This window comes from Kribbella sp. NPDC002412, assembly GCF_053592935.1.
Window position 1 is genome coordinate 1 of the sequence record NZ_JBSFBL010000050.1, and the last position, 13,580, is coordinate 13,580.

The 13,580-nt window shown below is 69.3% G+C and carries 9 protein-coding genes; 2 read left to right on the forward strand and 7 right to left on the reverse strand.

Annotation, left to right across the window (positions count from 1 at the left end; translation table 11 throughout):
- The 3 genes from ACWCOV_RS31900 to ACWCOV_RS31910 form a co-directional block, all read right to left on the reverse strand.
- Positions 1-636: UvrD-helicase domain-containing protein (locus tag ACWCOV_RS31900; protein WP_449833048.1), on the reverse strand; the 636-nt coding region annotated here is incomplete at its 3' end.
- Positions 633-3,947 carry an exodeoxyribonuclease V subunit gamma gene (gene recC / locus ACWCOV_RS31905; RefSeq protein WP_449833049.1) on the reverse strand — a complete coding sequence of 1,105 codons (3,315 nt, stop codon included), beginning with the start codon at positions 3,945-3,947 and terminating at the stop codon, positions 633-635. The genes ACWCOV_RS31900 and recC, both read right to left, overlap by 4 nt.
- A 255-nt stretch (positions 3,948-4,202) precedes the next feature.
- A complete protein-coding gene (locus ACWCOV_RS31910) occupies positions 4,203-4,748 on the reverse strand; it encodes a cyclophilin-like fold protein (RefSeq protein WP_449833050.1) in 546 nt (181 codons plus the stop codon).
- Between the two features lie 3 nt (positions 4,749-4,751).
- Between ACWCOV_RS31910 and ACWCOV_RS31915 the strand changes: the two genes are divergently transcribed.
- A complete protein-coding gene (locus tag ACWCOV_RS31915; protein ID WP_449833051.1) occupies positions 4,752-5,945 on the forward strand; it encodes a GAF and ANTAR domain-containing protein in 1,194 nt (397 codons plus the stop codon).
- Here the strand turns inward: ACWCOV_RS31915 and ACWCOV_RS31920 are convergent.
- The 3 genes from ACWCOV_RS31920 to ACWCOV_RS31930 all read right to left on the reverse strand — a co-directional run bounded on the left by ACWCOV_RS31920 (position 5,855) and on the right by ACWCOV_RS31930 (position 9,460).
- Positions 5,855-7,036, reverse strand: coding sequence for a heparan-alpha-glucosaminide N-acetyltransferase domain-containing protein (locus ACWCOV_RS31920; RefSeq protein WP_449833052.1), 1,182 nt, complete (start codon positions 7,034-7,036; stop codon positions 5,855-5,857). The two genes, ACWCOV_RS31915 and ACWCOV_RS31920, sit on opposite strands and share 91 nt — an antisense overlap.
- Positions 7,037-7,418: 382 nt before the next feature.
- Positions 7,419-8,315, reverse strand: coding sequence for a universal stress protein (locus ACWCOV_RS31925; protein ID WP_449833053.1), 897 nt, complete (start codon positions 8,313-8,315; stop codon positions 7,419-7,421).
- Positions 8,316-8,344: 29 nt separating this feature from the next.
- Positions 8,345-9,460: an alpha/beta fold hydrolase gene (locus ACWCOV_RS31930; protein ID WP_449833054.1), complete on the reverse strand. Its 1,116-nt coding sequence runs from the start codon at positions 9,458-9,460 to the stop codon at positions 8,345-8,347.
- A gap of 254 nt (positions 9,461-9,714) precedes the next feature.
- Between ACWCOV_RS31930 and ACWCOV_RS31935 the strand changes: the two genes are divergently transcribed.
- A complete protein-coding gene (locus tag ACWCOV_RS31935; protein WP_449833055.1) occupies positions 9,715-10,644 on the forward strand; it encodes an NAD-dependent epimerase/dehydratase family protein in 930 nt (309 codons plus the stop codon).
- A 145-nt stretch (positions 10,645-10,789) separates the two neighbouring features.
- On the opposite strand, the gene ACWCOV_RS31940 is transcribed toward ACWCOV_RS31935, so the two are convergent.
- Positions 10,790-13,576, reverse strand: a complete 2,787-nt coding sequence (locus tag ACWCOV_RS31940) for an ATP-binding protein (RefSeq protein WP_449833056.1) — start codon at positions 13,574-13,576, stop codon at positions 10,790-10,792.
- Positions 13,577-13,580 lie beyond the last annotated feature (4 nt).

The following is a 13,580-nucleotide window of genomic DNA, read 5'->3' on the forward strand; positions in this document are numbered from 1 at the left end:
CGCGAAGCCGACACGGACGCTTTCGGGCGAGCCGTCGGCGGGCGCCTCGGGCACCAGCCGGGTGTGCGGGTTGCCGACGACCTTGGCGGCGATCTCGAGCGCGGTGGCGCGGGTGATGGTCGGTGGCTGTGCCGAGCTCCCGAAGTGCGCGAGGTACAGGTCGTCGACGACCTCGGCCACGAGCGGTCCCAAGTCGTCGACCAGGGTGACGCCGGCGTCGGTGTCGCCGGCGACGCCGAGTGAGCGCAGTACGAGCTGGCAGAACTGGTGGGTCGTCGCGATGGTGGCGGCGTCGAAGTTGGCGAGCGCGTCGCGGAGGAGGCGCCGGCGCTCTGCTACTTCGCTCGCACTGCCGCGCGTGAGGTGGCCGAGCAGACCGGTGTCGCCGGCGAATCGGTCTGGAGTAGCGGTGGCCTGTTCGGCCTCCAGCAGTTGGGCACGCACCCGCTCGCGGAGCTCCTGGCTGGCTGCACGGCCGAAGGTGATCAGTAGCATCTCGTCGAGCCGGGCGGCGCCCTCCGCGACGTACCGGGTGACCAGCCCGGCGAGCGCATACGTCTTCCCGGTGCCGGCGCTCGCCTCCAGCACGGTGGTTCCGGTGGGCAGCGGACCGAGGAGGTCGAACGACTCGATCACGGCGCCCCCTGCTCGAAGCGCAGCATCGGTCCCCAGAGCCGGGCGGCGTAGGCCCCCAGCCTGGTCGATTCGCCTGGTTGCTCCTCACCTGGCCGCGGCGGTTGCAGCAGCACGTTCAGCGGGGTGTTGGGACCCCAGACCTGGACGTGAGCGCGATCGGCGTTCTCACCGTCGTACTTCGACGGACGCCAGCGCCGGCCGGCGGCGGTCATCGGGTCGCCGTTGGTCCGGCGGGCGTCGTACCAGGCGTACGACGTCTTGAGCGGCAGCGGCAGTGGTTCCCGGCGACCGGCGTCGTAGATCGCGACCAGGTCGGCCAGCAGCGCACCGGCCTCCGCGCCGATCGGGCCGAACCGCTGCGTTGCGGGGTTGTTGCCCCGCGCTGCGCGGCCGATGACGACACTCGTCCAGTTGTGGTCCTCGTCGTTGGCGGACAGCGCGAGGAGCTGCACCCACGCGCTCAGCAGTTGCTTGGCATCCAGACGGGAGTAGCTGACCGACACCAGCCGGTACGCGTACAGGCCGGGCACGGTGCCGGTGAGGCGCCGGCCGTTGCCTAGGTCAACATCCACGTCGAACGCGCGCGGACTGCCCTGCCGATGGGGATGGGCGGCGATCGCGAGCCCGCGGGCGGCATCACGGATCTCGGTCGCGGTGCGCCAGCCCAGCCTGCCGGGCGGCAGCGTTCCTCGTCGCCACTCCGCGTTGAGCGCGACGTCGGGGTGGATGCCGGCCAGCATGTCGCGGAGCATCCGGTCGCCGACCGACCACTTCTCCAGATTGTCGATCTCGACCGGCATCGCGTCCGACACCCCGTCGACCTCCCAGGGCAACGTCAGGTCGAGCGCCCGGAAGAACCCTTTCACCGGATCACGGAAGAAGGCCAGCAAGTCGGCCAACGCCACGTCGTCGCCCGCGGGCAGAGACAGCGGACCGGCCAGGAACTCCGGCCGCGGTGGCCGGGATCCCGCCGCGGCCCGCCCGGCGACCAGCGCGGCCGGGTCGAAGGTGAACGGACCCGGGCGGCCGAGTCGGCCCGGTTCGAGGTTCTTGCCGTCGAAGGGCTGCAGCGGATGCCTGACCAGGACCGCGTCGCGGACCTCCGACTCGGTGCAGCCGTCCAGAGCATCGAGGAACTCGCCCAGCGGTACGGCGGGCGGCCGCGGCTGGCCGGTGTACTCGTTGGCTCCGGTGTAGGTGATCACCAGTGACTCGGTGGCGGCGAGGATCGCGTCGAGCATGAGCTGGCGGTCCTCGCTGCGGACGTCGCGTTCGCCGGTGACCGGGCACCTGGCCAGTACGTCGTCGCCGTCCGCGAGACCGAAGCGCGGGAACACGCCGTCGTCGAGCCCCAGCAAGCAGACCACGCGGTGCGGGACCGAGCGCATCGGCACCATCGTGCAGACGGTCAACGTGCCGGTCCGGAAGTTGGCGCGGGTCGGTCGCCCGGACAAATGGGCGGACAACAGCGCCCGGACGTCGGGCAGCCTCAGCGCCGTACCAGCGAGGCTGCCGGCATCGGCGGCGACGCCGGCAAACTCGCGCTGGACCTGGCCGGTCTGCCAACTGTCGTCGGGGCCGACCCGGGTCAGCTGCTCGATGCCGGCGCGGAGTGCGTCGAGCCATTCGGCGAGCGGCCGGACGCCGTCCAGACGACTCGCGATCAGCTGCAGGCGGTCGACGTACTCCGCGAACCGGCCGGCCAGATCGATCCGGGTACTGCCGACGTCGTCGAGCGGAAGCGCAGTGCCGATCCAGGCGTGTGCGTCGGCAGACATCGTCACGCCGCTGACCACCCGGTCGAGGCCGAAACGCCAGGTGTTCTGCGGGAACGCGTCCAGGCCGAACGGCCGGCGGTCGTCGCGGTCGAACGCCCACCGGACACCCGACTCGCGGACCCAGGCGGTGATGGTGTCCAGGTCGTCGTCGGTGAACCTGAACCGGAGGCGGACCGGCTCGGCCTGGGCGAGGTCCAGCACCTGGCTGGCGGTGGCCCGGCTCCCGGCGAGGTCGAGCAACTGGGCGGCGATCCCGAGCAGCGGATTCGTCTGGGTCAGCGACCGGTCTGCCAGCTGCACCCGCAGCCGGTGGGCGGGATGACTGTTCCCGCCGAGGTCACCGAGCCCGAACCGGGCGGTGATCAGCGGGGCGTAGGTCTCGATGTCGGGGCACATGACGAGAATGTCGCGCGGTTCGAGCGTCGGATCGGCCTGCAGCATCCCTAGCAGTACGTCGCGCAGTACGTCGACCTGCCGGGCAGCGCCGTGACAGGCGTGCACCTGGACGCTCCGATCGTCCGCCGTCAACCGCCGACCAGCGGGGGAGACCTTGTTGTCGCGCAGGTCCTGCTGCAGCCAACCCAGGAGAGTGTCCGGTGCCGGAGGCGGCGCGGAGTGGTCGTCGACGGACGACGTCGTCGCGAGCGTCAACTGCAGCTCGCGACTGTCTCGTCCAAGCGTGGCCAGCAGCGGGTGGTCAGCCTCCTGATGGCTCTTGTCGAACGATCGATCACCTTGGGTGGTCCCGGCGGCCTTGAGGCGTTCCCACAGCGCGTCGCTGGGATGCGGCAGCCACAGGTGTACGTCGCGATGCTCAGCCAGCGCGGACAGCAGCTCGACCTCCGTGATCGGGAGCCGGGTGTGCCCGAACAGCGACAGGCGCTCCGGAAGGTCGAACGACGTGGGCCGATCGCGGAGCTCGGTGAGCGTCTCGGTGTGGCGCGCGTTCGGCGGTGGCGCATCGATTCGGTCGGCCATTCGTCGCCAGAGCTCGGGCTGCCAGGCCAGGTCGTCGTCGATTGCTGCTCCGCGGCCGTCGGTGTTGCGGCCTTTAGTCCAGTCCGCGAGCAGCGTCGGCCGCTGAACGGCGTACGCCGCGAAGAGCCGTGCCAGCCGGGCGGCGACCGCATACCGCCGGCCGTGACGCAGCTCGGCCTCGGTCCCGGTGTCGAAGTGGCCGAGGTGACGGGCCACCGGCTCGCACCAGGCCTCGTCAAGGGACTCATCCAGTACGGCGAGCAGCGGCCAGGCCATCGCCTCGGCCGCCCACGGGTCGTCGTCGCCGAGCCCCAGCACCGCGGACACCAGCGACCGCGGCGATATGAACCGCACCCCGGCGCACACCCCGTCGCCGCCCGCCGGCGCCGCCCCCAGCCGGTGCGCGAGCCGCTGCGACAGCCATCGCTCCACGCCCCGGGCCGGCACAACGACGAGCTCCTCGGCGAACGGATCGGCCAGCGGCTCGGCGAGCAGGTCACCCAATCCGCGCGCAAGCACGTCCGTACGCTCCGCACGGTGCAGAAACAGCGTCACCGACGCAGCATCCCACGCCCCACCGACGCACCGTGGGACCCCCGATCAGAGCAGCGCCGCCGGCCCTCCTCATCGACCTGCACGCCGAGCAGGCGCCGACGACGGGGTGGCGCAGGTGCTTGCCGCCGGTACCTCGGCCGGCGACGGCGTGCTCCGCCCACGACTCCTGAACTCGGGGTCCCCGGCAGAAAGCTCGCCGATCAGAGCGGCGAGCTGTTGTGAACGATCAGCCGGTCCGGTCCTGGGTGGGGCGCTTCAGCGTACGACCTGCACAGTCGCCTCCCGGCCGTCGAGGCGTTCGAGTTGCTCGGTGGTGGCGTTGTAGGTGCCGAGGTGGAGTGTCTGGTCGGAGAAGCCGACGCCTTCGGTGTTGTAGTAGAAACCGAGGTTGCCCCACGGTACGAAGTAGATGAGATGGCCGTTCTCCGGGTCGGATCCCGGCGATCCCTCATGCTTCAACGGGCGCGGAAGATCTGCGATCTTCTCTCGGCCGTTGAACTCCTCCAGCGTCAGGTTCAGCGGCAGCATGCTGAGGAAGTCACGGGTGGCCGGGCTGTCCTGACCTATGGTCACGTCCACCGCCTCCGACCCCGCCGTGAACCGGACGACCGTACCCACGACGTTTTGGCCGGCACTGTCCGAAGGCGTGCCGGATGTCGTGACCGTGCCGGTAGTGCCGGGGCCTGTCGACGAGGTACTCGGCGCGGCGGTGGGGGTAGTGGCCTGATCGGCTGAAGGTGCTTCGCAGGCGGCAAGGGTGAGCGTCAGCGCGAGCGCTGCCGCGAGATGCTTCTTCCGCATCCGATGGAACCTTTCCAGTCAGGCCGCGCCCGCTCGGGGCGCGGACAGTCTGACTTCATCCAACCTGCCGCCACGGCGAGAAGGGAGTTCCTGCTGAAAGGCGTACTGACAGGGCACCTCTCCGCCGCCCCTGCGCTCGTCGTGGACATCGTCCAATCGCGGCGGGCGGCAGAGACCTCGTCCGCCGATACCGCCTTCGGGTGCGACCTCGTCGATGCGATCCAGGTCGGCGGCGGTCAGCTCTTGGTGAGCACATCGATCGTGTCGATGTCGAGGTTGCGCAGGCTGTTGTCGACCACCTCGCGGACGGGGTTGTCTGCCGGGCGAGTTGTCAGAGGGTGGGGCATGATGTCTCGCATGGAGCACCCTGACCTCGGTTCCGAGCCCGGCGGGATCGCCGAGCGGCTGGCGCAGTTGGCGGTGGAACTGCATGGCACCGAGGGCGTTGAGGAGACAGCTGAGACCGTGCTGCAGTTTGCTTTGCGGGCGCTGCACTGTTCTCACGCGGGTGTGGCGCTGGCTGCCCAGCGGCGCCCAGCCGAGGTGCCGGCCACCACCGATCCGATGGTTGCCGACATCGTCCAGTTCCAGCTGGCAGCGGATGCCGGTCCGCTGGTGGAGTCGATGAATCACCGCGCCACCGTGGTGGTGGCCGACACAGAGACCGAGCAGCGGTGGCCTGAATGGGCAGCCAAGGTCCGAGCGCTCGGGGTGCGCAGCGTGTTGGATGTGCCGATGACGACCGGTACGGGGACTGTCGGCGTACTGGCGTTGTACAGCACCGAATCGGGCGCGTTCGGGCGCGATGACGAGGCCATCGCCGAGCTCTTGGCCCGGCACGCCTCGGTCGCGGTCGACAGTGCCCGCACCGAGCAGAACCTGGCTCGGGCCGTGGACGCACGGATGGTTGTCGGCCAGGCGATGGGGATTCTGATGGAGCGCTACGGCATCGACGCCGGCCGCGCGTTCGCCGTACTGCGGCGCTATTCGCAAGACACGAACACCAAGTTGCGCGACGTCGCCCAGCGGCTGATCGACACCCGCCAACTCCCGCGCAACACAGGCGAGACGCATACGGAGAGAGCCATCCTCCAGAGCGATGGCGATCAGTTCGACCGGCGGCCGGCGTTGGATGTGAAGGTTCGGACGGATCGCTCGGTCGCCGAGACCGCGGCTTCGAGTGGTCCGCGTCGGTAGTAGGAGCGCCAGGCGAGCGCGATGGTCAGGGCGACGATCACGTGAACGATCAGAAGCGCTGCATCGTCGGCGTCATATCCGACTGTGCCGAGTGCGACGACATGCAAGGTGTAGAGCGTGAGCGTCATGCCGCCGGCGGCGGTCAGTGGCGTCAAGAGGGGTGCTGCGACGCGGACAAGCAGTAGGCAGGCGCCGAGCACGGCGAGTGCTGTGCCGATCGTGTGGAGCAGGTCGAGTGGCGTGCCCGAGTGCGGACCGGACACGGCGAGCCACCACCAGGAGGTCGTAGGAGTGGTGCCGCCGAGGGAGGTCGACAATCTGCGCTCGGCCACCGGACTACCTACGATCCGGTCGAGGCCACCGAGCGGGTGCAGCAGGGTCCAGGACACAGCCTTGGTAAGGATGGCCAGGCTCGCGCCGCCGACGAGCAGGCTCGCAGCCACTCGCGTTGAGCCGAGAGCGAGCCGGCCGACGGCCAATCCAGCCAGCAGGTAGGCCATCCACGGCAGCACCGGGTAGTACCCGGTCAGAACCAGTTCCGTGACTAGTACGCGGGGTTCGGCGAGCGAGCCGAAGGTCGGGTTGCCGCTGCCGGATCCGTACAGTGACGAGCGCACGATGTGGCTCAGGACCGGCGCGAGCAGCGCCCAGCCCACCGCGAGCGGCGCGAGCACTCTTGCGCCGAGCGACAGGAAGGGAACGGCGCAGACGAACAACAGTGCGTAGTACACGAGGATGATCGCGACAGGTGTGTCCACCGCGCCGAGCGTCAGCCCCAGAAGTGCGATCAAACCTGCACGGACGATGAGCCCGCTGCGGGTGGCCAGCAGGCGCCTGTCCGAGTACGGACGCGGGCCACCGGTTGCCAAGGCGAGACCCACGCCGGCGAGTACGGCGAACAACGCCGACGCCCGCCCACTGGCCACAACATAGGCAGTACTTATCTGTCCTGTCTCGTCCACGGCCGGAATGATGTGCACCGACATCATCCCGAGCAGGGCGATGCCGCGAGCGGCATCCACACCGGACAACCGGGCACCGATGGCTGAGCTGTGCTGGGAGGTATCGGTCGGCACCTGCTGCAGCACCATCTTGTCTCCTCTGCCGGTGCCTTCGTGGGCGGCGTACGCATACAGCAAACACGGAGACAGCGAAAGCCAGTGCAAAGATCCGGGCGCTCACCGAGTGGCGTCACGTTGTTACGCCTGACCGCTGGACCGGGTACTCGGTTGTTTGGGACGCGTTCTCGCTGGGCAGGACCGGTTCGCCGCCGGTGACGAAGGCGGCGCGTGGGTGTTGTACGGCGGCCAGCGAGAGGATGTCCCGGCCGAACACGGCCGCTGTCAGCCAGATCGCGAGGACCCGGACCTTGCGCTCCCAGCTGGGTGCGGTTGAGATGGCGCCGATGCGACACCGCCGCGTGCCGTGCCTCGATCGAGCCGGCCAAGACCTCGGGGAGGAACGGCTGGTAGGTCATGTACGGCTCGCGCGGTGTACCAGCAGCGGGCTGGGGCGATGGTGGACGAAGGTGACAGGGGCCGGGATCGCTTCGAGCAGGCGACCGATGGCGGATCTGGATCGCCACCGGACGACCCGGTTTTCGGGTACGGCGAACACGACAAGCGCGGCGGACCGTGACGCCTGCGTCAGAAGGGATCCGTGCGGGCCGGTCAACGGCAATCGCTGCAGATCCACGTCGAAGAAGACCTGCACATGTTGCCGCAGGAGGTCGTCGAGGGTGGTCCCACTCGCCGTGGTCGCGTCTGGTGGGTCGGCAAGCACGGTGACTCCGATCCCACGTCGGTGAGCCGCGTTGAAGGCAGCTCCCAGGACAGCCCATGCCGCGGTTGGATCATGACGCGAGGGCACCACGGCGACCACTCGACCGGCGGCGCGCCCGTGAGGCGGCGTCTGGGCGAGGCCAACCACGGCGACTGGTCGCCGGGACCGTGCGGTGACCTGCAGGGTCACCGACTTGCTCCAGCGGCGGGAGGGACCACAGTTGGCCGCGCGACCCAGCACGATCAGGTCCGCTTCGTCGCCCTCGAGGGCGATCGAGCGGCCGGCCTCGCCGGTGCTGATGCGAGTGGCGATCGCAGGGTCGGGTGCGACCCGGTGGGCGCGCTCCGCAGCCTTGTCGAGCACTCGGCGGCCGGCGTCGTACGCGCCGGCGTCGCCCGGCCCGACGTAGGCCAGGCCGAACGGGTCGCAAGGTATGACGTGCAAGATGTGCAGGTTTGCCTGCCGAGCCGATGCCTCGGCCGCCGCCCAAGCGACTGCGTCGAGCCCGTCGGTCTCACGGTCAACGGCGACCAGGACGAAAGTGGCGGTTCTGGACCCGCCCGCGCGTACGGCGTCCACGTGATGCATGGGTGGCTCCCTGGGACGAGGACGCGGGCTTACCCGGCAGCCTTCAGGTACGGAGCCAGGAAGGCGCCCAACAAGGCGAGCATCTGCGCGGGTGCCTGCTCGGCAACCCAATGTCCGGTGCCGGCGATGACCGCGGTCTGGACATCGGTCGCCGCAGGCTGGATCCCACCTGCCGCGGCCGCACCCCAGCTGTTTTCCCCACCGATCCCGAGAACCGGAATCGTCAGCTTCGTCTTCTGGCGCTCGCCGTTCTGCGCCAGGATGGCGTCCCAGGCACGGTACAGACCGAAGCTGGCTCGCAGGGTGTTCCGGTCCCGGTTGTACAGGCTGACGTAGTAGTCGATGGCGTAGTCCGGCAGCGTCGTCCCACCGCCTTGGATGGCGAACTCGTAGCGGTAGAAGGCGTCCGCGTTGCTCCTGACCATGTCGACGATCAGTTCGTCGTCGACCCGGTTGAACGGGATGTGCCACAGCCTGTTGTTGAGGAACTCGGGGACGAAGAGCGGCGGCGGGGGGTGTTCGACATCCACCACTCCTGGTGGTCCGGGGATCTCCGCGACGACCAGGCGGTCGACGCGGTCGCGATGGTCGGCTGCCAGTGCGTACCCGATGATGTAGCCGGTGTCGTGGCCGACCACAGCGAACCGCTGGTGGCCGAGTCCGGTCATGAGGGAGGCCAGGTCGTCGGCCAAGGTGGCTGCGTCGTAACCACTGCGGGTCTTCTCGCTCAGCCCGATGCCGCGCTGGTCGACGGCGACGACGGTGAAGTCGCGAGCCAGTGCCGGCATCAGGAAGCGCCACGCGTACCAGTTCTCGGGCCAGCCGTGCACCAACAGGAGCGCGGGACCGTCACCGCCGATGACGACGTGCTGGCGGATGCCGTTGGCCTCGACGAACCGGCTCTTGAACGTTCTGGTGAAGCCGGCCGGCAGCCTCGGGGCGGTGGAGACCGACCCGAAGCCCTCCTGCAACCGCTTCGGCGCCGCGGAGGCAGTGGACGTCGCCAGCCCGCCGAGCAGTGATACCCCGGTGGCAGCCGCGGCGGTGCCGACGAAGCCTCGGCGGGAGAACCGGGGCCTGCCAGGGGGCGGCGACGACTGATCGCTGACGACCTCGGCCGGTGGTCGTGAGGGCGAGGTGCTCATGGTGAGACTCCTTCGAAAGGGACAGGTTCGGTGTGATCTGCCGACCACACCGAGACTGGCCGCCTCCACGCGCTGTTGCGCCCGTGAGCTTCCCTGGTCCCTGCCCTGGTCCCCGGGCGCAGGGTTGTGGCCCGTGTTCGGCCCGTGGGTGCGCTGACCCGTGGCCGGACCAGTGCCTCTGCCGGGCGCCAGGCGTCCCCCCGTCGATCCACGCTGAACGAGGCACACCCGCTAGGACAGCAAGGGAGCGGACCATGCGGATCTTCGTCGCAGGAGGAACAGGGGTCGTCGGTCGGCCTCTCGTCCAGGCACTCGTCGACTGTGGCCACCAGCTGACGGTCAGCAGTCGTCGGCGCGAGAGCTTTCCCCTGGTGGAGCGACTCGGTGCGCGGCCGGTCCTGATGGACGGGCTCGACGAGATCGAGGTCGGCCAGACGATCATCAAGGCCGAACCCCAGGTGATCGTCAATCTGATGACTGCCCTGTCGGCACCGTCCCAGGACTACGGCACCTGGCTGGCGGCGACCAACCGGCTGCGGCGCGAGGGCACCAAGATCCTGATGCGCGCGGCGCGTGAGGCCGGCAGCCTGCGGGTGGTCGCACAGAGCGCCAGCTTCATGACGCAGCCCGGATCAGGGCCGACGGACGAGTCCACACCGCCGTACCTGGAAGGGCCGGGGCCGATCGGCAGTCACGTCAAGGCGAACATCGCGGCCGAGAACCTGGTGCTGGACACGCAGGGGATCGAAGGAGTCGTGCTTCGGTACGGATTCCTGTACGGCGAGGGCACCGCGATCGGTCCTGGTGGAGACATCGCCAACGCGGTCAAGTCGGGTGAGATGCCGATCGTCGGCGACGGCGCCGGCCATTACCCGTTCGTTCACGTGCGCGACGCGGTGTCGGCCACGGTGCTGGCGGTCGACGGCGGTGGTCCTGGTGTCTACAACGTCGTGGACGACGAACCTGCTCGCCAGGCCGAATGGCTGCCCTACCTGGCCCAGCTCCTGGATGCCCCGTCCCCGATGCGCGTGTCCGAGGAGGAGGCCGAGCGGACGTTCGGCGTCCAGTCCGTCTACTACGGCAACCACCTGCGCGCGGCCAGCAACTCGAAGGCCAGGTCCGAGCTGCGGTTCAGGCCGCAGTACCCCTCGTGGCGGGACGGCTTCCGGAAGGTCTTCGGGTGAGTACCTTCGAAGAGCCGACTGGGCCGCGCGCTGGAGGAATTCCAGGAGTTCAAGACCTATGCACAGCTCACCGGCTGACAACCCGCCGGCAGACGCGTCCGTCCATGACGCCGTCCGACGGCTCGAGGGCCGAGCGAGGAGGGCATCAGGAGGTTTGCGTTGTGGCATGCGCCGAATTCGGGACGGACTGGCGCAGCTCCCTGCGGGTTTGAACGCCGAGCTTGGTGTAGACCTTGCGCAGATGCCATTCCACGGTTCGGCCGCTGAGGAAGAGCGCGGCGCCGATCTCGGCGTTGGTGAGTCCGTCCGCGGCGAGCCGGGCGATGTGGGTCTCCTGCGCGGTGAGACGGCCCGCGGACTCGACTGCCCGCCGGCGCACAGAATCACCCGTCGCGGCGAGTTCCTGACGTGCACGCTCGGCGAATCCCTCCACGCCCATCGCGCTGAACGTCTCGAACGCCAACCGCAGTTGAGTCCGTCCTTCGGCGCGACGGCCCTCACGTCGCAGCCACTCGCCGTACCGGAGCTGGGCCCGGGCGCGCTCGACGTGCAGCGTCGTGTGCGCCAGCCTGTCGGCCTCTTCCCGGTAACAGTCTTCTGCCGCTCGACCTGACTGCAGCAGGGCTCGGCGGCCGGCTTCGACGCCCAGTGCCGCATCGGTACCGCTGGCCTGTGTGAACGACGAGAGCTGTTCGAACGCCGAGGAGGCTGCCGCGGTGTCGTCGCTGTGCACGCCGGCTTCGACGACTTCGGCGAGGGCCCACTTCGGAGGCCCGAGCTCGAGTGGTGACGCGGCGGCCAGCCGGGCCGCGGTCAACGCGTCCGCGTGCCGCCCCAGGCCACTGAACATGATCGCCTGGAACCAGCCGATCATGTTGAGGCCCACTCCTTCGCCGCGAGCCGTGACATCGTCGAGCAGTTTCCGGAAGCGCGGCTCCGCCCGTCCGGCGTCGCCGCGGAGGGCGCTGAGGCAGACCTCGCCGTACGGCAGCATCGTGTTCTGCCCGCCGGTTACCTCGGCGATCCAGGCGCACTCGGCGACCAGGGCCTCCGCCTCGGCGAGGTCGCCGCTGTACAGGTCGTAGATGATGCGGCTGTTGAGGGCGACCGGCAGCACGCTCAAGGCACCGATCTCGCGAATGGCGTTCAGGTGCCGGCGCGTGAGGACGTCCCAGTTGACGTCGTCGAAGAGATCCGTCGCCGCGCAGGCGGCGAGCCACGCGAAGCGCACGGACTCGTCCATGGTGAGCTCGTCGGTGCCGAATGCGCGTACGACGTCGAGCAGGCCGGGCGCGGCTGCCGCATAGCCGTCGGTGTAGAGCACCGCGATGCCTCGCAGCAGCAGATCGGACTTGCCTGCCGATTCCGGTAGCTGGATCTCGCGCATCGCCTCGGCAACCTGACGCATCCCGATGCCGGATCCGGCCGCGAGCCGGCCGGCGAACATCGCCGCGGCGAAGGCGTCCAGGTAGGTCTCCTGTGCCAGTTTCGGGTCGAGCCGCTCGAGTTGGGCAGCAGCAGCCAGGAGCAGCGGGAGCCCTTTGTTCCCGCCTTCGGAGTAGTGGGTGATCTGTGCCTGCAACAGGTCCACTCGAGCGCTCTCGGTCTCGTTGAGCGGTCCGGCCTGCGCCTCGGCGAGCAAGGACAAGGCGTCGTCGAAGACACCGGCTGTTGCTTTTGCGCGCGCGGCGGCCAGTGATCGCCGAGCTCGGTGGTCCGGCTCAGGTGTGAGCGTTGCCGCGGCTTCGAGGAATGATGCCGCCGCGCTGAGCCCGCCGCGGCCGAGGGCACGGTCCGCCGACTGCTCGAGCGCAGTCGCGACCGATTCGTCGGGACCGGTGGCGGCGCGAGAGCGGTGCCAGGCCTGGCGGTCCGGGTCCGCAACCGGGTCAGTGACATCGGCGAGAGCTTGGTGGACGGTGCGCCGCTCCTCCGGAGCAGCGGCACGGTAGACGGCCGACCGCACGAGCGGGTGCCTGAACTCGACTCGATGACGCAGTTCGAGCATGCCCGTCGACTCGGCCGCTGAAATCGCCTCCGCGCCGATGTCGAGTCGCCGTCCGGCGCGACGTACCAGGTCGACGTCTCCCACCGGGTCGGCGGCGGAGAGGACGAGGAGTTGCCGGGCCTGATCGGAGAGCGAGTCCAGCTTGCGGAGGAACCGTGCCTCCAACCGGTCGGCCAGACTGGCGCTCGGAGTGTTGTCGTCCACGGGTGCCCGGCCGGGCGCAGCCAGCTCGCGCGGGAGCTCGAGCAGTGCGAGCGGGTTGCCGTGCGACTCGGCCACGAGGCGCTCCTGGACCTGGGCGTCGAGCCGGCCGGCCACCACCGAGTCCAGCAGGTCGGCGGCATCGCGGTTGTTCAACCCTTGCACGGGCAGCTGCGGTAGTGCGGTCAGGATCGGCTGTTCGTCCGTCGTACGGAGAGCGAAGACCATCGCAACAGGCTCCGCACGAAGCCGGCGGGCGACGAACTCCAGTGTTTGCGCGGATTCCTGGTCGAGCCACTGGGCGTCGTCGATGACGCAGAGCAACGGCTGGTCCTCGGCCGCGGAGCTCAGCAGGTTGAGCACACCGAGTCCGACGACGAACCGGTCGGGCGGGGTGCCTGACGCCAGACCGAATGTGGTGTCGAGTGCCGTCCGCTGTGGAGGTGGCAAACGCTCCAGCCGGTCGAGGAAGGGAACACAGAGCTGATGCAGGCTCGCGAAGGCGAGCTCCATCTCCGACTCGACACCGGCTGCCCGGCTCACTCCGTATCCGTCGGCATTGTCCAGCAGGTATTGCAGCAGGGCCGTCTTGCCGATTCCCGCGTCGCCGCAAAGAACCAGAACCTGGCTGTGCCCGTCTCGGGCATCATCGAGCAGTGAAATCAGCGACTCGCACTCGGTACGGCGTCCGCGAAGGCCCGGCCATCTTGGGCCGACAGTCATGACC